Source organism: Paenibacillus periandrae (assembly GCF_022458865.1).
Lineage (GTDB): Bacteria > Bacillota > Bacilli > Paenibacillales > NBRC-103111 > Paenibacillus_S > Paenibacillus_S periandrae.
The window spans coordinates 283,357-306,264 of the sequence record NZ_JAJNMU010000009.1 but is presented as its reverse complement, the minus strand read 5'-3'; the positions used below and the strand labels follow the sequence as shown (position 1 = coordinate 306,264).

Here is a 22,908-nt window from a genome sequence, read left to right as displayed (position 1 = left end):
TGTTAAATAAAGCTGTCACGGTACTGCTTGGGAGTAACCCCGATATTTTTCTTAAAGATACGGCAGAAGTATGAGAAATTAGGGATTCCCACCATGGACCCAATCTGCTCGATGGTGAACGATTCGGTTTTTAACAGCCAGCAGGCCTGCCTGATCCTTCTGGCAATGACATAGTCAGTAATGCTGCTTCCCGTTTCGTTACGAAAAAGATGTGAGACATGATATCTGGAAAGATGAAGCTCCTCTGCCAGTTCACTAAGCTCAAAGGGTTCCGTGTAGTGCTCTTCCACCCACTGCATAATTTTTTCCACACTACGTTCGGTACGTGGAACCCCTTGAAGCTGACTATCCTCAAGTAACGATTTCAGGTAATCCAAAATGTGGATAAGCAAAATGGAAGCCGCTTCGAGCTGCTCATTCCCGTGCCGGTCTGACATCTTCGTGTTGTAACGTTCAAATATATCCGACATATAAGCGGCTCCGCTATCCATTGGGAATACTTGATTCGACAGCTCTTCCTTCCAAATATGTTCAAAAAATCGCAGAACAGTAGGAAAGCTCTTGAAATAAGGAGCGAAGGTCGAAGGTTCGAATGTCACAACCGTACGCTCATAAGGATTTTGATCGCTTACTTCAAAATTCAGGCGGTGAAGCTGGAACGGTTGAATCAATACGATGCAGCCCGAATTCAAATCATACATCTTGCGGTTCATAATGATATGTCCTTGACCTTGATGAACGAATAGAATCTCGATGCCTCGATGATAGTGGTAAAAACCCGGATAATTTGCCACAGAGATATCTCGGTATTTAAACTGAATCTCACTATTTTTTAAAATATCGTCCGATAACATCCATAATTCCCCCCTGGGATAAATTAAGCTGATGTCATTATAACATAACAACCGAGTGCTATTTTTCAACAACCGACTATAACTTTTTACGACAAAAGTTTGTTATGATACTCTCATAACTGGATGGTATGCACAATGTTGTTGTTCAGCATGCTTTTAATATCTAACCGGGGAGGGAATGTTATGGTCTTATCTGACTTTTTTGAGGATGACGAGGTTCTGAACGGGGTTAAGGATTTGTTGAAGGAGACTTACAAAATAACAGATCACGAAGCTGCTTCTATCATTATGAAGAGCCGCGATACAGCCGACGGTTTTTTAGACGATTATTCCCCTTATGTGAATTACATTAATGATCTTCGAAGCTGTTTGGAAGCAACGCTTGAAGCCCATTTTCAACAAGTCGATCAGGAAAAAGAGCTCCAAGCCAGAATGAAAAACGATGCCGCCGTATGGCTTACTTTCGAATGTATTAGACGCTTTTGCAAAAAATCCTTGTTAACCCTTTGATTCGAGGTCCGATCTTGCACTTATAACGGTTGAATACATTCAACTCTGTTGCCAAATGGATCCCTAAATTCGAATCTTTCATAGCCTGGAATAGGCACTGATTCTAATAGACTAATTCCATGCTGTGTGAGTACTTCTTCCATTTTCTTAATATCCTCGACTCTATAGGCCAAATGCGCTTTGGTTTTGGATCTATCCACACCATCCTCGGTGCCAATATGCAGCTCTTGATTGCCAACTTGAACCCAGAATCCCCCTCTTCCTATTAACGATTGCGGTTTTTGAATCTCTTTAAATCCAAGGACCTGGCAATAAAAATCTTTTGCCTCGTCCTCTTGCCCTCTCGGAATTGTAATTTGAGCGTGATGGAACCCAATAATCATCTATGATCTCCTCCCTAAGCATGACTATACTGCTTTGCAATTTCTTGCTTGAACACTTCTAGAGCAATTGTTTAACCAAATGATAATGACTTGTAGAGAGTGCCTTGTTCAGTAACTCCTCGTCCAATCCTCCTGCTTTAAGTGCATGCATGATGGCGTCAATACGGTCTTGTCGTTTTCGTCTGAGATTGGATTCAAGCTGTATTTCAAGAGGGATTAGTGGTATGCGGATATGATCAAAATCAACATAACGAGCTTTATTCCAAATATACTTCCCTCCTTCCCAAATTCCTTCTCCATCCTCTGAATCTGGAATTCCCGCCGATTCGGAAATATGTACGACTTCCAAAAGAAACGAGTTCACTCTCCATCTCCCTTTAGTCCAAGTAAAACCAGTTGAAAAAGTCTGTGTATGATACGGTTCTTCCTTCGACGAAAGCCAGTTTGCATCATGATAAGGGAGATCGCTCTTTTCATCTAACTGAAATGGTTCTAGTAACCCTGCTAACTGCTCGACTCCCACCCAATCCTTAGTGTATATATCAATATCGTTAGGATTCATATCAGCTCCTTGTATCACAGAACCAACCGAACCAACCAGTATCCAATCTATTTGCATTCCAGAATTAAAGTAAAGCTTGCAAAATGTTGTGAGGGCTTCCTCCCAGTCCTTCATTCCATTACTCCTTTCCTACATACAATGCTATGGATTTAAAGTATATTCATATACTCCACATAGCTGGACATCCTCTGATATTAATTCCAATAAAGTGGCGATCACCATGCCATGACAAACCACCATAATCTGCGAGTGATTTAGCCACCCTGTTCCATGTAGTCTCTCCGTAGCTCTTCTATTTATTGGATTTTTAAAAAATACTACCCCTCCACCTGCTTTAAATAGTACATGATCCCTGCCCGATCCACATTGGAAAACTGTAACGGATCGTTATGAATTAGATCGGACAACTCTTGAATATCGATCCATCTTATATCTGTCGTTTCATCACCGCTATTTAATAACTCTCCTTCAGCTTTACATCTAAAATAATACCCCACTGAATCGATCGGTCCCTTTATGGTTTGGTAGGCTGCGAAGGGTTGCATACATTCAACTTCAAATTCCGGATTCAACCCAACTGTATCTATTCTTGTGTCTTCTCCTTCGATTTCAGTTAGCTCTAAGCCGGTCTCCTCCCTTACCTCTCTTCTCAGAGCCTGGATCAAGGACTCATAAGGCTCGACTCTTCCGCCAGGTAGTTCAAGCTTGAATGGTTCATTTGGCTTACTTCTTATTTGAATGACAATTTGTCTTTCATTATTATAGTCTCTTTCAATTATCGCTCTTGAATTAACATAAAACATGGGATCAGTCCTATCCGTTAAGTAAATTAAAATGCTTTGAAGAATTACACTATCTCCTTTGAACTACATATGTAATACAATCACTTTTAAGTAGTATTTCACGTTCATTCCTCTCAATGTTGAACGCCAACGACTTTACAGTAGTGTAGTTAACTTCCCATCCTTCGTAGGCTCTCGAAAGCAATTCCTTGGATCGATCTGTTGTCATATTCAGTTCTATTAAAGGCTCTAACTCCGTGCTTGTTGAAATATCTATTTCCTGAATGTTAGTATTCATAATGATACAGTTGATCCCTCGATCTTTCGTTCCTCGCACCATCTTTTCTAACACTTGTGTAAATTTAAGTTCTGATTCCACATGCTCTAATGCTGATACGGCAATGATGTAGTCAAATTCCTTATCTGAAATGTTATATTCTCCAATGTCTGATAGATACGTTTCCATATAGTCGCTTACACCATATTTGTGACTGTACCTTAATAATTTATTGAGAGCTGCTTGCATTAAATCAATACATACAACCTTTCCACTTCGTGTTTTCAAAGTTTCGGCTATCGGAATGCTGTTTCTACCGACACCACAACCAAGATCTAAAACAATCAGCTTATTCATGTAATCGAAGTTAGACAAAGTATCCATTACTGTTTTTACGGGCTTGTGCAGCCAAGATCCCTCTTCAAATAATTGATAATTATCGTAACAAGCTTCATGGTATTTTCTTTCTTCGTTTCGAATCCTTTCAATCCTTTTATTCATAGTGACTTCCCTCATTATTGTTAGTTGATAAGCTCGTTTCCTGAGTTACCTGATTTGATTTCGCATATTTAACTTCTGCATTATTTATAATGATCAGTTCTTCATTGACTGGTGCTCGATCCTCTTTACTTAATACTAATCGCCATATTTCATTTCCCCTATACCATTTGTTCTCCTTCTGGTAAAACGTATGCTTCCTTTCATCCACCTTGTACAGATAATTTAATTCCTGATCGCTGCTGATCGATCCCTCCAAAAAATCATCAGTTAAAGATAGATTGAATTGAAAAGTGTAATTCGTAGGATTGTAAAATTGTAAATCCACATAGTTATAAAAGACGCTCGTACCGACTCCAAATGGTATCATTCTTCGATCATCAGGAAATATATCAAAACTATGATGATGCCTTTCTTTGATCCTGAGTGGTGTATGAAGTGCCAGCCAAAATAACATATTAGCCAATTGACAAAGCCCGCCTCCAATACCAGTGCGCACTTCCCCATTCGATAGCATTAATCCTTCAATGTATCCTTTATCCTTTGTCGTCTTGCCAATCAATTTCCAAAAAGAAAACGTCTCTCCGGATTGAATAGTAACCCCATTTACACTCAGAAGAGCTATTCGGAGGTTGTTTATCTTATTTTCTTGTAACATAGGATCAGAGTTTCCCAAGACTCTTCTTAAAACAGACTTATGTTTCATACATACAAAGCTTAACTTCTCGGTGCTCATAGCACGGGCGTAATGTATTGAAGGATTCAAATTAATCATATGCCTCTTCATAATCAGCTGTTGAACTCTCAACCTGTATAAAAACGGTAAATACCTCAAAATAATTTTCTTCATAAAAATGATTCCCCAAGATCCCTTCCAATCAAATTTGAAGAAACTGCTTGTATGCCCAACTCTTTTGACCAAAGTGATAGCTGTCCAACAGATTAATTTAAAGCAATTTTTCATTCAAATACTTATTTTTTATTAAAATCGTCCTAATCGTAGACAGTGTGTTATGCCGTTTGGGGAGCTTTGCAGTTCGGTTTAGTAGAATCCATCGAAGGCAAGCGATCGCCTCAAAGATTTCTAGCTCATCCTCAGAGTAATTGTTGTTCGTTACAAATACAGAACGGTAAGTTGAACTATGCCTTTCACTTGCATATATCCAAATTATGATAATTGACCATGCAATATCGTATCTGGGATCACCCAATTGAACGTTGGTCCAATCGATAATTGTATACTTTCCATCTGATTCAAGAATATTTCCTAAATTATAATCGCCATGAATAAGACGGTTCTGTTCCATATTCGAGCTTGAAGCAAGCTGTATGAGCAGTTGTTTTATATCTACATGCGCGTCTACTTTAGGAAAGAAATAGCTTATAAAATCATATTTGGGCACTGTCGCATTCTCTAAAACTTGTAAAGGCACATCATGTATTTCGGTTAGTATATTTGCAATTTTTGTAAGTTTTATTGTATTCAGTTTACGGATAGGTGTACCATCAAAACTGGTCAATAACACTTGATTATGTTTCTCATCGAATCCCCAACCAAACGGTTTAGAAACTGCAATTTGCCGATTATACATGCCTTCTAACAGCTTATATTGAATCGAAATATCTGGCTTAGAATCTCGATTCCATAATTTTAATACAAACTGAGATTCCGGTGTACGAATCATGAACACATCAGCTTCAAGTCCAGAATCTAATGGAGTTATGTTGATGTCTTGTTCTAACCATGCATTCAAATCCTTATTCTTTTCCATCCAGTTGATATTGCGGACAAGCTCATTCATTATACTCTCTGCCTTTCACGGTGTACTTTTACAAGATGGCTAGGACCATCTCCTTTTCATCCTTCTTGTGCCTGGCCGCTATGTCTTCACTCACAGTTTCCGTTAATTCACATCTCCGATATATATTCTCGATTCCATTTTGTTCTTTATGATAGTTCCTAACGTCTTTGGATACAGTCTTATTTCTTCTAATGTTCCAAGATCTACCCACTCTACGCCTACCTGATAAGAATCCGGATTAATCCCATTGGATATACTCGCACGAGTATCCTTTAGCTGACACGTAAAATAAAACTCCACCTGATGAACATTTGAATCCCAGTCTGCAAATTGATGATTCTTGCCTATGTATTCTCTTACATGTATCAAATCATGAACTATGATTTCTGTTCCTATTTCTTCCATACACTCACGAATTACTGCATGTATTAATTCCTCGCCAAACTCTTGACCGCCACCAGGAAATAAATAAAAGAAGCCTTGTTCATCTTGATTCTTGGTAAGTAGTAGTTTGCCTTCTTGGATTATGACAGCCTTGGCTGAATTACGAATCGGTTTCATCTTTTTCTCCTTCTTGTTTTAACTAGATTGGTCTCCATTCCATTCGCTTAAAAACTTTGTTGAGTCTACCACTTTGGGCTCGCCAGGTATTCTGGCGTAAAACTCCAGTTCATTCCCATCAGGGTCATCAAAATAAATGGCTGCAGCGGGATCATTCGCATGAACAATCGGTTTAGATCCATCTTTGCCAAAAACAGACTTGGTCTCGATTCCCCTTGCAGCAAGCCATTCTTTTGCCGCCCTTATATGATCAAGGCTTACATTAAAAGCGATATGACGTTTATTCACTGTTTCTCCAACGCTCACTTGCCACAAGCCAAGCATGGTTTCATGTTCTGTATGTTTATTGAATACGAAGAAAGCGATTTTTCGCCTATGACTGATAGAATCGATCACTAATCCTAAACTTTCATAAAATTGTATAGATCGTTCCAATTGACTTACTTGTAAATGAGTTTCATAGATTCCTCGAATCATCCAGATCACTCCTTTGTAATTGAGATTTGACACTGACAGAAAGCTCCACACTTTAGAATTCAATAAAACGAATGACTTTCCTGCATGATACTACCATTTATCCACACATATTCCATTTCAATCGGATTCTTTTTGTTCGATGGATACCAAAAAGGACAGCACTCCGATGGAGTAACTGCCCGATGCTGCTGGGGTTTTGTGTTATGGCTATCCTCATTGCAGGAAGATGATCGCCTCTCATATGGTTCACTTAGCTCTTAAACATTGCTCAATAATAGCCATCCGCATATACAATCCATTTTGTGCTTGTCGGAAGTAGGCAGCACGCGGATCCGTGTCGACATCAGCATGAATCTCACCTGCCCTGGGCAGTGGATGAAGAATCAGTGCATCCTCCTTCATATGATCAAGCAGCTGCCGATCAATAATATATTGGCCTGCCGCTTTATTATATTCTTCCAGAGAAGGGAAACGCTCCTTCTGGATGCGTGTTTGGTAAAAGACATCAACCGTCTCGGCTGCTTTCGTGAGGTCGGAGGTTTCCTCGTAGTTAATTCCTTTTTCATCAAGAAATTGTTTCACGCCTTGAGGGATAACCGCGTTATCTGGAGCAATAAAAGTAATCTTCACATCTTTATAATTGGATAACAAGTAACTTAGCGAGTGAACCGTCCGTCCATAGGTCAAATCGCCAATCATAGCAATATGTATACCATCAATCCGTCCAAGCTCCTTCTGAATCGTGAACAAATCCAATAGCGCCTGTGTCGGGTGCTCCCCTGAACCGTCCCCTGCATTAACAATCGGCACAGTCGATACCGCTGCAGCTCGTTGTGCGGCACCCACCTCTGTATGTCTCATCACTATTAAGTCACAATATCCGCTTACAACACGAATCGTATCTTCCAGCGTTTCGCCTTTGATAGCTGAAGAAAACTGGGCCGCATTTTCCGTGCCAATCACGCTCCCGCCTAGACGGTGCATCGCGGATTCAAAGGAAAACCGGGTACGCGTACTCGCTTCAAAGAAGAGCGAACACATAATTTTACCGGTAAGAAGCTTGGCCCCCCCCTGTAAGGTTATATTCTCCATCTCCTTGGCTGAAGCGAAGAGCTCTCCTAAAGCCGCTTGATCGAATTGCTTGGACCCGATGATATGAGCTACGTTTAAAATTGGAATCAATCCCTTTCCCGAAGAATGAATGCTGCTGCGAATGTAGATAGGATCACCACGTACCAACATTAGAATTATAGCGCAATTTGCGACAAGGTGAAATGGCGTGCTCACTTGCCTGCTGTGAGTTTAATCACAGATCAAACAGGCTCCAAGCGTTACACTACTATAGTGAGAACAACAGCCCTGTGCGAAATGAGGAATCGTAATGAAAATCGGTATTGTCAAAAAAATGGTCATTGGTATTACTGCCGTCTCTATGATGACCTACGGAACAAGCGCTGTGTGCATTTTTGTTTTAAAAGCCTGGATAGCCCCGCAAATGACCGATTGGTTATATATGTCCATTATTATGTCGATGGGCGTTTTCTGGACAGGTTTCCTGGGTTGGTTGGCCGCGCGCTGGCTGGTCAGTCCCCTGCTTCGCCTTACTGCGGCTGTAGATGAAGCGGCAGGCGGCAATCTGACAATGACGATTCCAATCCACCGCGGCAATGATGAGTTAAGCACACTGAGCTCGTCTTTTAATCAGATGATCGTGAACCTGAGACAAATTATTACCGACATCTCCAGTAATGCTTCCTTTACGAATCTGAATGCCTCCACACTAAGCAGTGCACTCCAGCAGGCTGCGCAGCAGATCGAAGCAACAGCTATTACCGTTGACAATATTTCCAAAGGGGCCGATCAGCAGGCACTATCTGCCCACAATACCTTTACGTCTGTCGAGACGATCACCAAGGCCGCTGATGATGTGAGCAGCAAAGCCAACGAAGCATTGCAGCTATCGCGCAGCATGGTCAAATCCACACAGGAAAGCAGTCTTGCGATTCATTCACTTGTTCAGCAATTATTGGAGCTGAGTCAGGCTAACGTAGGGACCTTAGAACGTATACATAAGCTCGACGAGCACGCTCAGGAAATAAGTCACATCTCCAGGGTAGTCGGAGAAATTGCAGATCAGACGAATTTACTGGCACTGAATGCCTCCATTGAATCTGCTCATGCAGGTGAGCACGGAGCCGGCTTTGCGGTCGTAGCAGTTGAAATTCGCAAGCTCGCCGAAAAAAGCACAGAAGCAGTCCACAGCATTAACCAACGTATAGAGGAGGTTCAGTCACAGGTCAATGAAGTCGTGTCGGATATTTCCAAGCAGGTAAGTACTGTGGATAAGGAAGCTGCAAAAGGTGAAGCCCTTATAGGTACACTTGCTGAAATGACTGCCGCAACTGAAGTAACAGCCGAATCGGTAGAGGGTATAACCGGTGTAATCGCAGAACAAATCCGACAAATCAGCCAAACCCTGCACCGCACCCGGGAAATTGACGATATTGCCGGATTGATCTCGCAAGGGGCTAAGCAAGTAGCAGCATCCACACAAGATCAAACCGCCGTTATGCAGGAAATTGCCGCATCCTCCGAGGTGTTGAGAGACCATGCCGATCAGCAGAAATTAAAGATCAGTATTTTCCGTATCTAATGTCAGATAAGCTACATAAACCTAATTAAATCCGGGATATTCTCAATTCTGGCTATTGCGGTTACTCCTCGTTCATGCATAATCTCCAGATTGGTTTGATAGCAAATAAAGCGGATTCCAGCTTCGGTCGAAGCTTTACCATCGATCCATGAATCGCCCACAGATAACCATGCATCAGAGGCTATCTGTGGAAATTGCTTGAGCACATAGTGAAAGCCGGAAGGCGAGGGCTTGAGAGCAGTCATCTGCTCTCTGCCTACGATTAGATCAAAGTACCCGTGAATCCCCGTTTTGTGGAGAGCCTCGTTGGCTGCATCGATAGAATTGTTCGTCACTATGGCCAGCGTATATTTCTGATGAAGTCGCTGTAACAAAGATTCCACGTCAGGCTCGAGTCCCGCACCCTCCATCCCCAGCAGTTCATGCTTTGCAGCTATTTCCCATACCACCCTTTCCTTCTCACCGCTTAATCCGCTTTGCTTACCATACTCAATCAACGTAGCGCACGTATGCACAGACAGCGGAAAATCCGCAGGCACAATTCCTGAAGTATGCAAATAACTGAAAATATCTGCTTTCATCGCAGCAAAATCAATTCGGGACTGCAGCAGTGTGTTATCCATATCGAAAATTATGCCTTGGATCAGACTCTTTGATTTTGCTGCTTGCTGAGCTTTTTGAATCACCTGTTGAATATAGGGTGCTTTTGCTTTGGTATAGGAAACCCGATCCTGCGGATACTGCTCCTGTAAGGTCCTTTTCAAGTCCCCGTAAACTACCACTTCCTCCGGATGGTCAATCAAATAATCGCGAAATAATAGATTGGAAGTCCATTGCTCACCTCCATACCGGTAGAGATGAAGATGATGGGTGCCAGCACGCCACTTGCCTTTACGAAAAAATCTTCTTTCTGGAAACTCCGGATGATCCACGAACTCGTACCCCATTGCAGCCAGTCGTTCCTTATGAACCGAAGAAATCAATGATAAGTCCTTTACACCCACCATCATATCAATTAATGGCTTGGCCGCTAATCCAGGGACTGACGTACTTCCGATATGCTCGATCTGGATCGCAATATCTGGTATAGCAATGGAGATTCGCTCTTTTTCACGAATGAACTCGTGCATCCATTCCGGATTGTATTCATTGATTATCACTTGCTCCATGAGATATCTTCCCTTTCATATCGAAGATGAAATCGTCTAACCAAAAGTCCGCTTCACCAAATCTTTAAAAATAGTTTGATAACTATTTAGTTTGATTACTAGATATTTATGTACTCAAATGTTACAATCTGATCTTAGTACTTTTTTATTTTTCATAGATAGATAAATCGGATAACGGAGGACCAACATGAACACGGAAAGTATACAGCAAGTCAAGTTTTGGCCTATTATGTTTGCCATTTTCTTTGGATCCTTTATTACGGTTTTGAGCTCAAGCACCGTCACCATTGCGATTCCCAAGCTTGAAGAGCACTTTGCGACAAGCCTGCATCTTGTTCAATGGACGATGACGGGCTTCATGTTAGCCATGGGAACGATTGCTCCAGTAGCTGGATTCCTCGGCGAAAAATTCAGTTATAAACGGCTGTATGTATTTGCCTTAATTGGATTTACGCTATCTTCGCTGCTATGCGCGATGTCCTGGAACATCGAATCTTTAATTGCATTCCGGATTCTGCAGGGCTTGTTCAGCGGACTTATTATGCCGGCGACAATGACCATTATTTATCAAATCATCCCGCGGGAAAAACAAGCAATGGCGATTAGCCTCTGGGGGTTATCGGCGATGCTAGCTCCCGCAATCGGACCTACCCTAGCTGGCTTGCTGATGGTTGTCGGCGGTTGGCAGTGGCTGTTCCTGATGAACATTCCGATAGGATTAATTGCCATTGTAATGGTCGTATGGCTGATCCCTTACTATCGTCTAAGCGTGCCCAAAACCTTTGATTTTCCCGGTCTGCTTACCGTCATGATCAGCAGCATCTCGCTGCTCGTTGCATTCAGCCAAAGCGGCGCCTGGGGATGGACGGATTGGAAAACCATGACCCTGTTCATTATAGGCACTATCGTGCTCATTCTGTTCATCTGGAGAGAGCTTACCGTGAAGGAGCCTTTGCTGAACATCCGTGTTTTTGCGAATGGTAGATATACGCTCACATTAATCATTTCCAGTATCATTACGATCAGCCTATATTCGGGAACCTTTCTGACCCCGATTTTTCTGCAAAACATTCAGCACGTCACACCGCTTGACACGGGCTTAATCCTGCTTCCCGCTTCACTTGCTATGGCCTTGGTCATGCCGATCATTGGCAGAGTTTACGGGAGTATCGGTCCGCGTGCCCTGATGGGGATTGGTATCGTGCTAATCATTATTGGCACTTATGCTCTGAGCAAATTGACCATTGACATTCCATATATGTACATTCTGATTTGGATGATGGTCCGCAATGTAGGAATTGCCCTTGCCGTGATGCCTGCAAGCAATGCCGGTATGGAACAAATTTCGCCTGTGCTTAGTGGACATGCCTCTTCCATCAGCAACTGGATACGTAATTTATTCGGGTCATTTTCGATCGCCATTTTCACATCCTTACTTGGAACCTTCGGTATTAGTGAGTCGGCAGCCATTATCAAGGCTGGCGTTCAGGATGCTGTACAAATTAAACTGCTTTCCTTCACAGCGAGTGTTAACGATGTATATATCGTCGCTACCTTCATCGCTGTCGCAGCTCTACCGCTCATCATGTTTATTCGTAAGCTGCAGCTGCAATCGCAATCCTCCTAATATTTTCATATTAAAAAGATAACACAAATAAGTCCCGATGCCACTTTCTGTGGTCAAAGGGACTTTCTTGAAAAAAACAATGCTATAAATAGCTCCGCATCCAATTACACGACAGTATATCCGGCCTCTTCAATCACTTCTTTAATAGCCTTCACAGAAGTCTTGGCTTCGTCATACTCAACAGCGACGGCTTTGCTATCCAAATTTACTTTGGCTGAAGCTCCGAGTGTCTTAACCGCACCTTCTACCGAGTTGACGCAATGTCCGCAGGACATCCCTTCGACGCTTAAAGTGACATTTTGCATATGATTTCCTCCCAATGAATGTCTTACTATAACGGTAGTACCTAATTTAAAAATAACATACCCCTATAGGGTATGTAAAGTTGAACAAAAATATACTTCACTCTTTTCTCAGCATAAAAAAAGCAAGGGACATCCAAGTACTGACCCACTCTGTGGAATCCAGTATTTGCTCTCCCTTGCTTCTTCATTATAAATCTAGCCTGGATAACGTTTCTCACTACTGGACGTATTCTTCGTCGTTTCTTTATTTTTTTCATCTTCATGTTGAATTTTCAATTCTTCGACGGGAACCGGATCCACAGTCTGCTCACTTTCATAAAGATCCAGCAAGCTTTCTTTTTCAGTTGGAGAGCCTTCCGGGTTATCACGCAGATTTGTCTTTACGATTTCCTGTGACCTTTTTTCTATTTGGGCCATGGTCTCCACCTCCTATACAGCTCCAGCCGATGATTAGTCAAGTCGTTCCACGTGACCGCGGTTATGACGAATCATGTTGCGGATTTCTTCATACTCTTCTTCCAGCACCTTAGCCGACAAGACATAATGCAGATCACGGTGTCCATCCTGATCAAGATCGTCCTCATCCCCTAGCACCGCCGCGGGGGCAATCCCTCCAGCTCCAAGCACACCTGCTCCATTGGCTTGCGTACCTCCCCCGGTACCTGCAATCGGGATTATAATTCTTCTGTCGCCCGAATACCCGCCATCCAGCTTGCCAACCTCCACTGATTCCGTATCGTACGTTTGCAGCAATGTTCTTACATGCTCGGCTTCATTTTCTGTCTGAAAATAGGCTTGGATGTGTTTGGACATTGTAATCACTCCTCATATTGGGTATGTATACGTTCACTGCTTAAGTATTGTTTACCCTATATGGCCATGAATTACGCAGATTGTTCAAAAAAAGCTCGTTAGGTGTCCACTTATCACAGTTTAAACCGATAGCCGGCTCCCCATACGGTCTCAATATATTGCGGATTGGATGGGTCCAGCTCGACCTTCTCCCTCACCTTGCGGATATGTACAGTGACGGTAGCGATGTCTCCCATGGAATCCATTCCCCACAGCTGCTCGAAGAGCTGATCTTTGCTGAATACACGATTTGGATTGGCAGCGAGATAAGTCAACAGATCAAATTCCTTGGTCGTAAACACGACCTCCTGATCGTTCACCGTCACACGGCGCGCAGATTTGTCGATAGCCAGCCCGCGAATGCGGATCTCCTGGTTACCTGTTTCCCGACGACCCATCAGCCGCTCATAGCGATTCAAATGCGCCTTTACCCGGGCAACCAGCTCGCTTGGACTAAACGGCTTGATGATGTAATCATCTGCGCCAAGACCAAGACCACGGATTTTATCGATATCCTCCTTTTTGGCGGAAACCATCAGTATGGGGGTATCCTGAACACTGCGGATTTTGCGGCAAATTTCAAAGCCGTCAATCTTCGGCAGCATAACATCAAGAATAATGAGATCATAGGTATGCTCAAGGGCCCGCTGCAAACCAGAGTCACCACGACTTTCCATATCCACCTTGAACCCGTCGATCTCCAGATAGTCACGCTCCAGCTCGGCAATGCTCAGTTCATCTTCAATAATCAATATGTGTTTCATCTGTTTCCCCCCGTACTTTTGGTAAGGCTGTTAACTATCTCAGCTTGGGCAGTTGTATAATCATTCGTGTACCCAATCCCTCTTCGCTCTCAGCTGTGATCGTCCCACCGTGCTCCAATATAATTTGTTTGGCGATTGCAAGTCCAAGTCCGCTCCCACCTGCAGCCATACTGCGGGAAGGGTCTTCCCTGTAAAACCGTTCAAAGACAAACGGCAGTGCCTCAGATGAAATGCCCTGTCCATTATCGGCAATTTCAAGAATGACAGCCTCCTTTTGCCTATCCAGGTTAACCTCGATTCGCGTCTGCTCCTTATCGCCATATTTAACCGCGTTATCCCATATATTTGTAAGCACACGCTTCAGCTTTTCACGATCCGCCTTCACTTTACCAATTCGATCGGGATGGACCACGTTCAGTGTCAGCGAGACTCCCTTTTTTTCCATGTCAAATTGTGCTTCGCCGATCAGATCCTCCAGATAGGGAACCAACTCGACCTCTTCAAAATAAAATGGCAGCTTGCCCAAATCAAGCTTGGAAAATAAAAACAGCTCATCGATCATTCGATCCATATCTACGGTTTTGGTATAAATCGTTTGCAAATACTTTTCAAGCTTATCCGCGCCTGCAACACCATCCAATATTCCCTCTACGTAGCCTTTAATCGAGGTAACAGGTGTTTTCAAGTCATGAGAAATATTCGAGAGCAGCTCTTTCCGGTTATCCTCGTACTGCAGCTGCAGCTCCACTGAATCCTTCAATCTACGCCTCATCTGCTCAAAGGAAGCACTCAGCTCTCCGATCTCATCACGTGAATGGGAATGAACTACTTCATCAAGATTCCCCTCCCCAATCTGCTCGGCAGCCAGCTTCAAAGACCGAAGCGGACGGATGATGCTGCGGGATACGAAGTAGGTCAGAAGGCCGTTCGTCAGAACCAAAATCAAAAACAACGACAGCAACAGCGCCAAAGCATACCGTATCGCATATTTTTGAAAGAAATTAGTATCCATGATCATAAAAGCACTGCCCTGACTTTGATCAGTAAATGTAAAATCGTGTTGCTTGTAAAAAAACCAATGATCGCGTGTATTCAACATATTGTCGCGATTTTCGCCCAGATCGTGATTTCCGTAAGCTGGTAATATCTGAAGTACCGGAGAATCATTCAATCGGGAGGACACTACAGCCAGCTGCTCATCCTTTCGAATCACCAAGCCCATGTTCAACTGCGTCAACTTGGCCTCAAGCCCATCAATCACATTGGGATCAAGCAACGATTCCGGTTTTTGGGAGGAAAGCTGCTGAATATCGCTATAAACTGCAGCCTGCTCCTCCATCACCTGCTTGAATGGATTGTGACGCTTCATATCAATCTGAAACACCGATTTGAAATCACCCATAATCATCAAACCTATAATCAATGCAGCAAAGGCAAATAGCACCACAGGCACAACCAGCATCGCAATGTATGAAAGCAGCAGACGAACTTTGATCGACATTATGCATTTCCCCTATAATTGTCTTTTGTCGAACATAGCAAATGCAGCCGTAAAACACAAGATGCAGCAAGCCAATAAATAGGTTGATGCATTAGCCAGCTTCCCGATGGAAACTCCACTGTTGATCCACAGCTGGTGCCAATCTGTATAAAATGTCGGTGAGTAGGCAGCAAACTGCGGATAAAAGATGCCCAGACCTTTAAGCGCGGCATACAGCACCACACAAATAGCCAAAGCCCCGCTGGCACTGCGGAAAAACTGCGCTAACAACGCGGCTGCAATCGCAAGTGCCGTCATCGGAAACCAAGCAACCACATAGGAAATAACGGCTTGCAGCAAGGACCCACTTAAACCAGAACGAGCCTGCAGCACAAGACCAGCCAGTAGGGAAACGATCAGAGAGGCTGCCAATATGACCATAGCAAACAGCGCAAGCACGGTAATTTTCGAGGCAAAAACTTGAAAACGGGATATCGGCCGCGTTAATGTTATTTTGAGTGTACGGTCCTGAAGCTCTCCTGCGAACATATCGGAAGCGGCCATGAATAGTAAGAGCGGCAGAAGAAAATTCGTATATATCCCAAGCATAAGCTGTGGAAAATCCCCGGACGAAATGGCTGCAATACCTATTCCGGTTTGCAGCTGTGATAGCAGAATGCTGGCCGCAATCGGCAGCAGGAGCAGCAACGCCGGAAAGAGCACCAATTTCTTTCTTGCTATCAGCTTGCTGATTTCATTACGTACACCTGCCCAGTAGCTATGCATGTGCCACCTTCCCCCTTTCCTGCCGTACCGATGAAATAAATAACTGCTCAAGTGAAGTGACATGGACACCATCAACCAGTTCGGACAGTGCGCCTTCACAGACGAGCTTGCCTTCGACCAAAATCCCGATGCGGCTGCACATCAGCTCCATCTCCTGAATCATGTGACTGGACAGGAAGAAGGTCATACCCTGCTCTCGCGCCAAACTAACCATCAATTCGCGCATCTCAACCATGCCCTCAATATCCAGACCGTTAGTCGGCTCATCGAGAATCAGCAGCTCCGGTTTAGACAGCAAGGCAGCCGCCAGGCCTAATCTCTGCTTCATGCCAAGTGAATAGCCGCTCACTTTCTCACGCTTATATTTCTGCAAGCCTACGAGCTCCAAAACCTCATCAATCCGAGTCTTGTCAAGCTCAGGATAAAAGCGCGAGGCCAGAACCAGATTCGCGTAGCCCGTCATATACTCAAAAGCTTCCGCGGTCTCAATCAACGCTCCGGTCTTTTGCATCGCTTGTGCAAAATGGGTTGATACGTCATATCCAAACAATCGCGCACTGCCGCGGTCTGCCCGACTAAGACCGACCAATATTTTCATCACGGTCGTTTTGCCGGCGCCATTGGGTCCAAAAAATCCGTACACATCGCCTTTATTGACTTCAAGTGTAATTTGCTCTACACCCCGTCCGTTCTTAAACGTTTTACTGATTCCATTTAATTGAATGATCGGCTCTGACATCTGGATTCCCCCTTTCTTAAAACAGGCTGCGAACGCATCTGCACCCGTCCGCAGCCCTTGAAGCTTGACATTATTATTAATTGATTGAGTTATAGAAGCTTCTTACTTGTGCTTCATGCCTTCCCATTGCTTCATATCTACGTTTTCCACCTGTTTGCCAGTCAAATCAACTGAATCCGGGGTAGTTGCATTCACACCGGACAAGCCCAAATCGACACTGACCACGACAACATGTGCAAGACCGCTTGCATCTTTGCCTTCTATCGTCAGAGACGCTTTTTGATTCGTGATATAGCTGTTTCCATCAACAGTCGCTAGCAGGTCAACCTTCGTAATCGCAACATCCGAGGACAGTTGAGGCAGTGATTGCTTCAAAGCGCTAAAATCTGTTCCAAAAGGTGTCTTGAAGGCTTTATCATGGGTTCCCTGAACATTATCGTGCGAAGCTTTTTTGACCAGAAACGATCCAATTGCGTTAACAGCTGTAGGGATCTGATTGCCGGATAGTGATAAATGAATCTCCTTGGCACCGTTCGCGGCCGGGTTTTCTGTTACATACTGCTGCAGATTACCAACCAGCGCATCAATTAGATTTTCCGCTTCTTTATTGAATTGATCTCCTTGGACCTGACCACTGCGTTCCTTGTCATTTTTTGCCGCCTGGAACTTATGCCCCATTCCCGCCTTGTCTTCGATTACTTGATAAGTATCGCTATCGCCTGTTTTAAATACAGTTTTCCCATCGGTGTTATACACTTTAAGTGACTGCTCCGTGCCTCCGCCTTTGATCGTTACATCCGCACTGACGGCATGATTGTCGTTGTTCTTTTTAACCGTTCCATTGACGCCAATCAGGCTTTTCCCGTTATCCTGCACCGTAACCGAAACCGCTTGGGTCACACTTTTGGCCGCAACGGTTGTTTTGATCGCCGTTTTATAGGAATCATACCCCGATGATGCATTCACACCCGCATAGGCAGATGTAACAAGCAGAAGGGTTCCTACCGCGACGCCAGTTCCAATTAGTGATAATTTTTTGTTCATGTTTAACTTCCTCTCCAAATGGTTTTAGTATCAAGCTCTTATCTTACAATCTCATTGTAGCCTGTGAATCGTAACTGCCTCTAAACCACTCCTTAAGCTTAGCTAAAACAATCCTTAAAATTTTCTAAACTTTTCCTCCCATCCCTCTACGCCCTCTGACAAAAGCAAAAACACCCTGATCCCATGACCAAGGTGCTTTCGGATGGAGCCTTTTTGTATGATCTTAATTACATTTTACCCAAATCAAATTCCATCAGGTCTCTTGCCATCGTAATGGGGCCTGAATAAATTTCTCTAACGCCTTGTATGTAAGCTTCTTCCGCCTCTTCGGTTTCCATTGGCGCAGGGATATGATGTGTGAGTACGAGATGCTTCACGCCAGCCTTGCGGGCTATCTCCGCTGCCTCCAGTGTCGTTGTGTGATACTTGGCCGGGTTCGAGAGTCCAACTGCTTGCTCAGGGAATTGAGTGATCAGTGCATCCAGCCATTCCTTGTTATAGGACTCATGGATTAACAAATCGATGCCTTCGCTATACTTAACCATATTGTCGACGGGAATCGTATCACCGGAAATGACAAGCGATTGTCCGTTATATTCGAATTTGTAAGCAAGCGCCGGATAAACAGGCTTATGATCCACCTCAAAGGCTGTAATCTTGATACCATCGTTGTCATACACGACTCCTTCATTACTTAGCACGTACTCAATATTCGCACCCACATCTGTGGATTTGTTATAATTCACGCGCAAATTTACATCAAAATCGAACGATTCCCGCATTTTTCCGATAATTTCTTTGGTTGTCGTTGGACCATATACAGTCATGGGAACCTTGCGGCCCTCAAATACTTGATCAGGAATAACATGAGTCCTCCAACTGCTAATAAATACATCGAAAAATCCTGAATTGTGATCGCTGTGATGATGCGTAAATAAAACATCCGATATACGCTGTGGCATAATCCCGGCCTTAATCATCTGGTCGACAACGCCGCCTCCGCAATCAACCAAAAAGCTCTTGCTGCCTGCAAATACAACAGCTGCCGATTTGGAGCGTCCATAGAAGCTGCGCGGTGTTCCCGTACCTAACAATATTACCTTCAAATGCTCATGAAAATCTGGAACCAGCTTCCCTTGTGGTTGTATTAACATACCCGAATGCACCTCGATAGTTAGAATTTTAAGTCATTGCCGCTTTCATAGCTGCATATCAATCTTATACTCATCCCAGTGTAAGGAGGAAACGCAGCTTTTGTCAAACATAAACCACAGTCCTATTTGAACAACTGTACAATATGCAACGAAAATGAACCTTTACATGCCCATGATTCATCATAATTCCCTTTTTGGGCGCATATACTTATTTTATGACAGTCAACTGATCAAGCTACAGGTGAAAGGAAAGGGTGGTACAAATGTGGGAAAGTGTACTAAAGAAACAGAAATGGGAGCTTCAAGTTAATTCGGAGCGTAAATCGATTGCATTCAATATTTCGGACAACGAAACAAATGGGGATGTCACGGTCCGTTTGGATCAATCCGAGCTTTTTGAGCTGATGCACACGTTTTTATCCATTAACCGATCCTTTAATAAGGAATCGATGTATTTTGAAGAGCATGATCGTGAACAATCTGTTTCGTAAATTAAATAAAAATACAAAAAAACGGCTGAAAGGATCAGTCGTTTTTTGCGTTTCGCTTCAGCCGAAATTTAGGGACGGAAAGACGTTCCATCAGGAAGCCTCGCCAATGTCCAGGCCGGAAGTACATCGGAGCACGGAAATTTGGCTGCCAGCTTTTCATCAATATCCACACCAAGACCTGGTTTTTCATTCGGATAGACGTAGCCGTTGCGAACTTCAGGAATTCCTGTGAACACTTCATGCACCTCGTCCTTGAAGCCGTTCCATTCCTGGATACCGAAGTTAATGCTGCTAACATCGAGGTGGACATTAGCCGCATGGCCTACTGGAGACACATCCCCAGGACCGTGCCAAGCTGTGCGAACACCGAACGTTTCAGCCAACGAGATTACCTTCTTGGCCGGTGTAATACCACCGATTTGGCTGACATGGATGCGAATAAAATCAATAAGGCGATTGGCAATCAGAGAAACCCATTCATTCGGATTGTTAAACAGCTCGCCCATAGCCAGCGGAGTTGTACTGTGCTGACGAATATTTTTAAACCATTCGATTTGCTCAGGAGGCAGTGCATCCTCCAAATAAAATAATTGGAATTTTTCCAATTGCTTGGCAAAACCAACTGCATCAATCGGTGTCAGACGCTCATGCACATCATGAATAAACTCGACCTCCCAACCTAATTGGCTGCGAAGATGTTCAAAAAGTCCAACAATACTTCTCATATAGGCTTTCGGATCATAATAAGCACCATCCAGCGCATTTTCAGGCTTCGTCATAGCGGCACCGCGTCCTCCGTACAAGCCCATCTGGCAGCGAATATAACGGTAGCCCTGCTCCATATATGCTTTTGCGTTGGCTTCTACTTCTTCCGGACTGCTGCCATCCGCATGCTTATATACAGCAGCTCCCTCGCGGCATTTTCCACCTAACAATTGATACACCGGCATCCCGGCCAGCTTCCCTTTAATATCCCACAGGGCCATGTCAACACCCGACAGCGCATTGTTCAATTCAGGTCCATTCCGCCAGTAGCCGCTCACCATTGCAGTTTGCCATATATCCTCGATCCGCTGCACGTCTTTTCCTATCAAAAATGGCTTCATGTAATTGTCGATGACGGACGCAACCGATAAATATCTTTGAGTAAATGTGGCACATCCGAGACCAAAGAGACCTGGCTCCGAGGTTTCTATTTTAACTACGACCAGGTTGATCCCTTCCGGTGCGGTCATAATGGTTTTAACATCTCTTATTGTAATCATATAGCTCTCTCTCCCTTGTCTTATCCTGTTTGTATGGTTTCTATTGTTTGACGGCTCCTGCCGTTAAACTGCTAATAAAGTACTTTTGTAAAAATAAGAATAAAATAACAAGCGGCAAGCTGGATACGAAGGATGCTGCCATCATATCGTTCCAAACGATTTTATAAAAGCCGTTTAACTGTCCAATCCCAACCGGCAGTGTTTTCATATCCTCCGAGGTTGTCAATATCAATGCGAACATGTATTCATTCCAGCCCTGCAGAAAAGAATAGATCGCAGTAGCGGCGATACCGGGCAAAGATAAAGGTAAAATGATTTGTACAAAAGTACGGATTCGGCCGCAGCCATCAATCGTCGCCGCTTCATCAAGCTCTTTCGGAATGCCTTGAAAGAAGCCCATCATCATCCAGGTGCAGAATGGAATCGTGAATGAAATATACACGAGAATAAGACCCAGGTGGGTATCTATTAACCCTAACGTCTTCAACACTTTATAAAATGGAATAAGCAGCATAATCGATGGGAACATCTGTGTTACCAATAGAAAGGTCAAGAAGGTGCTCTTACCCTTAAAACGAAATCTGGATGCACCATAACCCGCCATTGCAGAAAATACTAAGGAAATAATAGTCGCAGCAAGTACGATATAAACACTGTTTGCAAAATAGGTTGCAAATGGGTAGTCATTCCAAATACGGACGAAGGATTCCCAGGTCGGAGCATCCGGAATCCATTGCGGAGGGGTCACCATAACTTCATCATTTGGCTTCAGCGCCGTGGAAACCATCCATAAAGTCGGAACCAGCACGATCAGCGAGGCTACGACCATAATCAAATACATAAAGCTATTAAAAACTTTGTCTTTCCCTTTAGTCATTGCCATTGTCAAACAGCCTCCTATAAACGAATCCGATCAAGAAGCATACGAAAAATACAACGACAGCCATCGCGGCAGCTTTACCGAAATCAAAGAATTCGAAAGCATTCTTGAAGATATCAATACTGACGACGTTAGTAGCGTCTCCTGGACCACCCTGTGTCAAGATCCAGATCATGGTGAAATGCTTGAACCACCACACCGTATCCAGAATCAATGTAACGACCAGAACAGGCATCAAGCTGGGTACCGTGACATAACGGAACGATTTGAACCGATTGCATCCATCTATCTTGGCGGCTTCGTACATATCCTGCGAAATCGATTGAAGCCCGGCCAGCAGCAGCATCATGACCATCGGATAACCCTTCCATATGCAGACGATGATGATCGCAATAAAGGCATAGGTATTATCGCCAAGCCAGGAAACCGGCTCACTGATTAAATTCATTTTCATCAGAAAATGATTAAACAGTCCGTACATCGGATTAAACAGCCACTTCCACAAAAGCCCTACGACTACTTCCGGCAGCAGCCAAGGAAGAATGAGAATAGCTCTGAAAAAAGTTCGGCCGACCAAATTCATATTTAAAACCAGGGCAAGTCCCATCCCCAGCACAAAATGACCCGCTACCGTAAAAAATGTGTACTTCAGCGTCAGCCAAATACGATTAACAAAATCCCAGTTAGAAAAAATATTCATATAATGGTCGAGCCCTACAAAATCCCATTTGTTCACCAGATTCGTATTGAAGAAACTGATGTAGGCTCCGTAAACTAGCGGATAGCTTACCAGCAAAATCAAAGTAATCGCTGAGGGCAGAATAAACCAATACCCCGCCCACTCGGTTTTGGCTATGGATTGTTTCATATTTCTTCCTCCTGAGAGCTTTTTGCGTCAGCAAAAACTTGCAACGTAGAACCTATTCTTGGATGCGACGACTCGTTCATGTTCTCGTGAAAAAGAGGGGGAGGACATCCCCCTCAAATAATTGC

At 43.7% G+C, this 22,908-nt stretch carries 27 protein-coding genes; 4 read left to right on the top strand and 23 right to left on the bottom strand.

The genetic code is table 11. The features are described 5' to 3' along the window. Positions 1 to 2 precede the first annotated feature (2 nt). Positions 3 to 854, bottom strand: a complete 852-nt coding sequence (locus tag LRL21_RS17330; RefSeq protein ID WP_240417047.1) for an AraC family transcriptional regulator — start codon at positions 852 to 854, stop codon at positions 3 to 5. 183 nt (positions 855 to 1,037) lie between these two features. Here LRL21_RS17330 and LRL21_RS17325 point away from each other — a divergent pair, with 183 nt between their 5' ends. Then, a complete protein-coding gene (locus LRL21_RS17325) occupies positions 1,038 to 1,364 on the top strand; it encodes a hypothetical protein (protein WP_240417046.1) in 327 nt (108 codons plus the stop codon). A 20-nt stretch (positions 1,365 to 1,384) separates the two neighbouring features. Here the strand turns inward: LRL21_RS17325 and LRL21_RS17320 are convergent, their stop codons facing one another. The 9 genes from LRL21_RS17320 to pyrB form a co-directional block, all read right to left on the bottom strand. Next, a complete protein-coding gene (locus LRL21_RS17320; RefSeq protein WP_240417045.1) occupies positions 1,385 to 1,747 on the bottom strand; it encodes a VOC family protein in 363 nt (120 codons plus the stop codon). A gap of 58 nt (positions 1,748 to 1,805) precedes the next feature. Then, positions 1,806 to 2,423 carry a nucleotidyltransferase family protein gene (locus tag LRL21_RS17315; protein WP_240417044.1) on the bottom strand — a complete coding sequence of 206 codons (618 nt, stop codon included), beginning with the start codon at positions 2,421 to 2,423 and terminating at the stop codon, positions 1,806 to 1,808. 203 nt (positions 2,424 to 2,626) lie between these two features. Continuing rightward, positions 2,627 to 3,112, bottom strand: a complete 486-nt coding sequence (locus tag LRL21_RS17310; RefSeq protein ID WP_240417043.1) for an NUDIX hydrolase — start codon at positions 3,110 to 3,112, stop codon at positions 2,627 to 2,629. 49 nt (positions 3,113 to 3,161) lie between these two features. Beyond that, the gene (locus tag LRL21_RS17305; protein ID WP_240417042.1) at positions 3,162 to 3,869 is read right to left on the bottom strand and encodes a class I SAM-dependent methyltransferase; all 708 of its coding nucleotides are present in this window, start codon (positions 3,867 to 3,869) and stop codon (positions 3,162 to 3,164) included. Further along, a complete protein-coding gene (locus LRL21_RS17300) occupies positions 3,862 to 4,674 on the bottom strand; it encodes a VanW family protein (protein ID WP_240417041.1) in 813 nt (270 codons plus the stop codon). The genes LRL21_RS17305 and LRL21_RS17300 overlap by 8 nt, the downstream gene beginning before the upstream one ends. Before the next feature lie 139 nt (positions 4,675 to 4,813). Then, entirely contained in the window at positions 4,814 to 5,668 is an 855-nt protein-coding gene (locus LRL21_RS17295) for an aminoglycoside phosphotransferase family protein (RefSeq protein ID WP_240417040.1), read from the bottom strand. Between the two features lie 102 nt (positions 5,669 to 5,770). Next, the gene (locus LRL21_RS17290) at positions 5,771 to 6,229 is read right to left on the bottom strand and encodes an NUDIX domain-containing protein (protein WP_240417039.1); all 459 of its coding nucleotides are present in this window, start codon (positions 6,227 to 6,229) and stop codon (positions 5,771 to 5,773) included. Positions 6,230 to 6,247: 18 nt separating this feature from the next. After that, positions 6,248 to 6,706 carry a VOC family protein gene (locus tag LRL21_RS17285; RefSeq protein WP_240417038.1) on the bottom strand — a complete coding sequence of 153 codons (459 nt, stop codon included), beginning with the start codon at positions 6,704 to 6,706 and terminating at the stop codon, positions 6,248 to 6,250. A gap of 246 nt (positions 6,707 to 6,952) precedes the next feature. Further along, positions 6,953 to 7,948 carry an aspartate carbamoyltransferase gene (gene pyrB, locus LRL21_RS17280; protein WP_240417037.1) on the bottom strand — a complete coding sequence of 332 codons (996 nt, stop codon included), beginning with the start codon at positions 7,946 to 7,948 and terminating at the stop codon, positions 6,953 to 6,955. Positions 7,949 to 8,087: 139 nt separating this feature from the next. Between pyrB and LRL21_RS17275 the strand changes: the two genes are divergently transcribed. Next, positions 8,088 to 9,359, top strand: a complete 1,272-nt coding sequence (locus tag LRL21_RS17275; RefSeq protein WP_240417036.1) for a methyl-accepting chemotaxis protein — start codon at positions 8,088 to 8,090, stop codon at positions 9,357 to 9,359. Positions 9,360 to 9,370: 11 nt separating this feature from the next. On the opposite strand, the gene LRL21_RS46285 is transcribed toward LRL21_RS17275, so the two are convergent. Then, on the bottom strand, positions 9,371 to 10,528 hold the full coding sequence (locus LRL21_RS46285; protein ID WP_338044632.1) for an HAD-IA family hydrolase: 1,158 nt from the start codon (positions 10,526 to 10,528) through the stop codon (positions 9,371 to 9,373). 187 nt (positions 10,529 to 10,715) lie between these two features. On the opposite strand from LRL21_RS46285, the gene LRL21_RS17260 reads away from it, so the two are divergent. Beyond that, positions 10,716 to 12,155, top strand: coding sequence for a DHA2 family efflux MFS transporter permease subunit (locus LRL21_RS17260; protein ID WP_240417035.1), 1,440 nt, complete (start codon positions 10,716 to 10,718; stop codon positions 12,153 to 12,155). A 104-nt stretch (positions 12,156 to 12,259) separates the two neighbouring features. Here LRL21_RS17260 and LRL21_RS17255 read toward each other — a convergent pair whose 3' ends face one another. From LRL21_RS17255 to LRL21_RS17215, 9 genes are all read right to left on the bottom strand, one after another. Continuing rightward, a complete protein-coding gene (locus LRL21_RS17255) occupies positions 12,260 to 12,460 on the bottom strand; it encodes a copper ion binding protein (RefSeq protein ID WP_240417034.1) in 201 nt (66 codons plus the stop codon). 195 nt (positions 12,461 to 12,655) lie between these two features. Then, positions 12,656 to 12,877: a hypothetical protein gene (locus LRL21_RS17250; protein WP_240417033.1), complete on the bottom strand. Its 222-nt coding sequence runs from the start codon at positions 12,875 to 12,877 to the stop codon at positions 12,656 to 12,658. A 33-nt stretch (positions 12,878 to 12,910) separates the two neighbouring features. Then, on the bottom strand, positions 12,911 to 13,273 hold the full coding sequence (locus tag LRL21_RS17245) for a hypothetical protein (RefSeq protein ID WP_240417032.1): 363 nt from the start codon (positions 13,271 to 13,273) through the stop codon (positions 12,911 to 12,913). Positions 13,274 to 13,386: 113 nt separating this feature from the next. Further along, positions 13,387 to 14,076 carry a response regulator transcription factor gene (locus LRL21_RS17240; RefSeq protein ID WP_240417031.1) on the bottom strand — a complete coding sequence of 230 codons (690 nt, stop codon included), beginning with the start codon at positions 14,074 to 14,076 and terminating at the stop codon, positions 13,387 to 13,389. 34 nt (positions 14,077 to 14,110) lie between these two features. After that, on the bottom strand, positions 14,111 to 15,577 hold the full coding sequence (locus tag LRL21_RS17235) for a sensor histidine kinase (protein ID WP_240417030.1): 1,467 nt from the start codon (positions 15,575 to 15,577) through the stop codon (positions 14,111 to 14,113). A 12-nt stretch (positions 15,578 to 15,589) separates the two neighbouring features. Continuing rightward, positions 15,590 to 16,342, bottom strand: coding sequence for an ABC transporter permease (locus LRL21_RS17230; protein ID WP_240417029.1), 753 nt, complete (start codon positions 16,340 to 16,342; stop codon positions 15,590 to 15,592). Then, on the bottom strand, positions 16,335 to 17,081 hold the full coding sequence (locus LRL21_RS17225) for an ABC transporter ATP-binding protein (RefSeq protein WP_240417028.1): 747 nt from the start codon (positions 17,079 to 17,081) through the stop codon (positions 16,335 to 16,337). Before LRL21_RS17225 ends, LRL21_RS17230 begins: the two co-directional genes overlap by 8 nt. Before the next feature lie 102 nt (positions 17,082 to 17,183). Then, the gene (locus LRL21_RS17220) at positions 17,184 to 18,125 is read right to left on the bottom strand and encodes a hypothetical protein (RefSeq protein ID WP_240417027.1); all 942 of its coding nucleotides are present in this window, start codon (positions 18,123 to 18,125) and stop codon (positions 17,184 to 17,186) included. Positions 18,126 to 18,352: 227 nt separating this feature from the next. Next, positions 18,353 to 19,279 carry an MBL fold metallo-hydrolase gene (locus LRL21_RS17215; RefSeq protein WP_240417026.1) on the bottom strand — a complete coding sequence of 309 codons (927 nt, stop codon included), beginning with the start codon at positions 19,277 to 19,279 and terminating at the stop codon, positions 18,353 to 18,355. 263 nt (positions 19,280 to 19,542) lie between these two features. Here LRL21_RS17215 and LRL21_RS17210 point away from each other — a divergent pair, with 263 nt between their 5' ends. Then, positions 19,543 to 19,770, top strand: a complete 228-nt coding sequence (locus LRL21_RS17210; protein ID WP_240417025.1) for a hypothetical protein — start codon at positions 19,543 to 19,545, stop codon at positions 19,768 to 19,770. A 68-nt stretch (positions 19,771 to 19,838) separates the two neighbouring features. Here LRL21_RS17210 and LRL21_RS17205 read toward each other — a convergent pair whose 3' ends face one another. From LRL21_RS17205 to LRL21_RS17195, 3 genes are read right to left on the bottom strand one after another with little or no spacing between them, the layout of a single operon-like run. Beyond that, positions 19,839 to 21,035, bottom strand: coding sequence for an enolase C-terminal domain-like protein (locus LRL21_RS17205; protein ID WP_240417024.1), 1,197 nt, complete (start codon positions 21,033 to 21,035; stop codon positions 19,839 to 19,841). Positions 21,036 to 21,075: 40 nt separating this feature from the next. Beyond that, entirely contained in the window at positions 21,076 to 21,918 is an 843-nt protein-coding gene (locus tag LRL21_RS17200) for a carbohydrate ABC transporter permease (RefSeq protein ID WP_240417023.1), read from the bottom strand. Further along, a complete protein-coding gene (locus LRL21_RS17195; protein ID WP_240417022.1) occupies positions 21,905 to 22,783 on the bottom strand; it encodes a carbohydrate ABC transporter permease in 879 nt (292 codons plus the stop codon). Before LRL21_RS17195 ends, LRL21_RS17200 begins: the two co-directional genes overlap by 14 nt. Positions 22,784 to 22,908 lie beyond the last annotated feature (125 nt).

Coding starts and splice junctions, on each gene's coding strand:
- LRL21_RS17330 (WP_240417047.1), bottom strand. CDS start 854: ATGTTATCGGACGATATTTTAAAAAATAGTGAGATTCAGTTTAAATAC.
- LRL21_RS17325 (WP_240417046.1), top strand. CDS start 1,038: ATGGTCTTATCTGACTTTTTTGAGGATGACGAGGTTCTGAACGGGGTT.
- LRL21_RS17320 (WP_240417045.1), bottom strand. CDS start 1,747: ATGATTATTGGGTTCCATCACGCTCAAATTACAATTCCGAGAGGGCAA.
- LRL21_RS17315 (WP_240417044.1), bottom strand. CDS start 2,423: ATGAAGGACTGGGAGGAAGCCCTCACAACATTTTGCAAGCTTTACTTT.
- LRL21_RS17310 (WP_240417043.1), bottom strand. CDS start 3,112: ATGTTTTATGTTAATTCAAGAGCGATAATTGAAAGAGACTATAATAAT.
- LRL21_RS17305 (WP_240417042.1), bottom strand. CDS start 3,869: ATGAATAAAAGGATTGAAAGGATTCGAAACGAAGAAAGAAAATACCAT.
- LRL21_RS17295 (WP_240417040.1), bottom strand. CDS start 5,668: ATGAATGAGCTTGTCCGCAATATCAACTGGATGGAAAAGAATAAGGAT.
- LRL21_RS17290 (WP_240417039.1), bottom strand. CDS start 6,229: ATGAAACCGATTCGTAATTCAGCCAAGGCTGTCATAATCCAAGAAGGC.
- LRL21_RS17285 (WP_240417038.1), bottom strand. CDS start 6,706: ATGATTCGAGGAATCTATGAAACTCATTTACAAGTAAGTCAATTGGAA.
- pyrB (WP_240417037.1), bottom strand. CDS start 7,948: ATGTTGGTACGTGGTGATCCTATCTACATTCGCAGCAGCATTCATTCT.
- LRL21_RS17275 (WP_240417036.1), top strand. CDS start 8,088: ATGAAAATCGGTATTGTCAAAAAAATGGTCATTGGTATTACTGCCGTC.
- LRL21_RS46285 (WP_338044632.1), bottom strand. CDS start 10,528: ATGGAGCAAGTGATAATCAATGAATACAATCCGGAATGGATGCACGAG.
- LRL21_RS17260 (WP_240417035.1), top strand. CDS start 10,716: ATGAACACGGAAAGTATACAGCAAGTCAAGTTTTGGCCTATTATGTTT.
- LRL21_RS17255 (WP_240417034.1), bottom strand. CDS start 12,460: ATGCAAAATGTCACTTTAAGCGTCGAAGGGATGTCCTGCGGACATTGC.
- LRL21_RS17250 (WP_240417033.1), bottom strand. CDS start 12,877: ATGGCCCAAATAGAAAAAAGGTCACAGGAAATCGTAAAGACAAATCTG.
- LRL21_RS17245 (WP_240417032.1), bottom strand. CDS start 13,273: ATGTCCAAACACATCCAAGCCTATTTTCAGACAGAAAATGAAGCCGAG.
- LRL21_RS17240 (WP_240417031.1), bottom strand. CDS start 14,076: ATGAAACACATATTGATTATTGAAGATGAACTGAGCATTGCCGAGCTG.
- LRL21_RS17235 (WP_240417030.1), bottom strand. CDS start 15,577: ATGTCGATCAAAGTTCGTCTGCTGCTTTCATACATTGCGATGCTGGTT.
- LRL21_RS17230 (WP_240417029.1), bottom strand. CDS start 16,342: ATGCATAGCTACTGGGCAGGTGTACGTAATGAAATCAGCAAGCTGATA.
- LRL21_RS17225 (WP_240417028.1), bottom strand. CDS start 17,081: ATGTCAGAGCCGATCATTCAATTAAATGGAATCAGTAAAACGTTTAAG.
- LRL21_RS17220 (WP_240417027.1), bottom strand. CDS start 18,125: ATGAACAAAAAATTATCACTAATTGGAACTGGCGTCGCGGTAGGAACC.
- LRL21_RS17215 (WP_240417026.1), bottom strand. CDS start 19,279: ATGTTAATACAACCACAAGGGAAGCTGGTTCCAGATTTTCATGAGCAT.
- LRL21_RS17210 (WP_240417025.1), top strand. CDS start 19,543: ATGTGGGAAAGTGTACTAAAGAAACAGAAATGGGAGCTTCAAGTTAAT.
- LRL21_RS17205 (WP_240417024.1), bottom strand. CDS start 21,035: ATGATTACAATAAGAGATGTTAAAACCATTATGACCGCACCGGAAGGG.
- LRL21_RS17200 (WP_240417023.1), bottom strand. CDS start 21,918: ATGGCAATGACTAAAGGGAAAGACAAAGTTTTTAATAGCTTTATGTAT.
- LRL21_RS17195 (WP_240417022.1), bottom strand. CDS start 22,783: ATGAAACAATCCATAGCCAAAACCGAGTGGGCGGGGTATTGGTTTATT.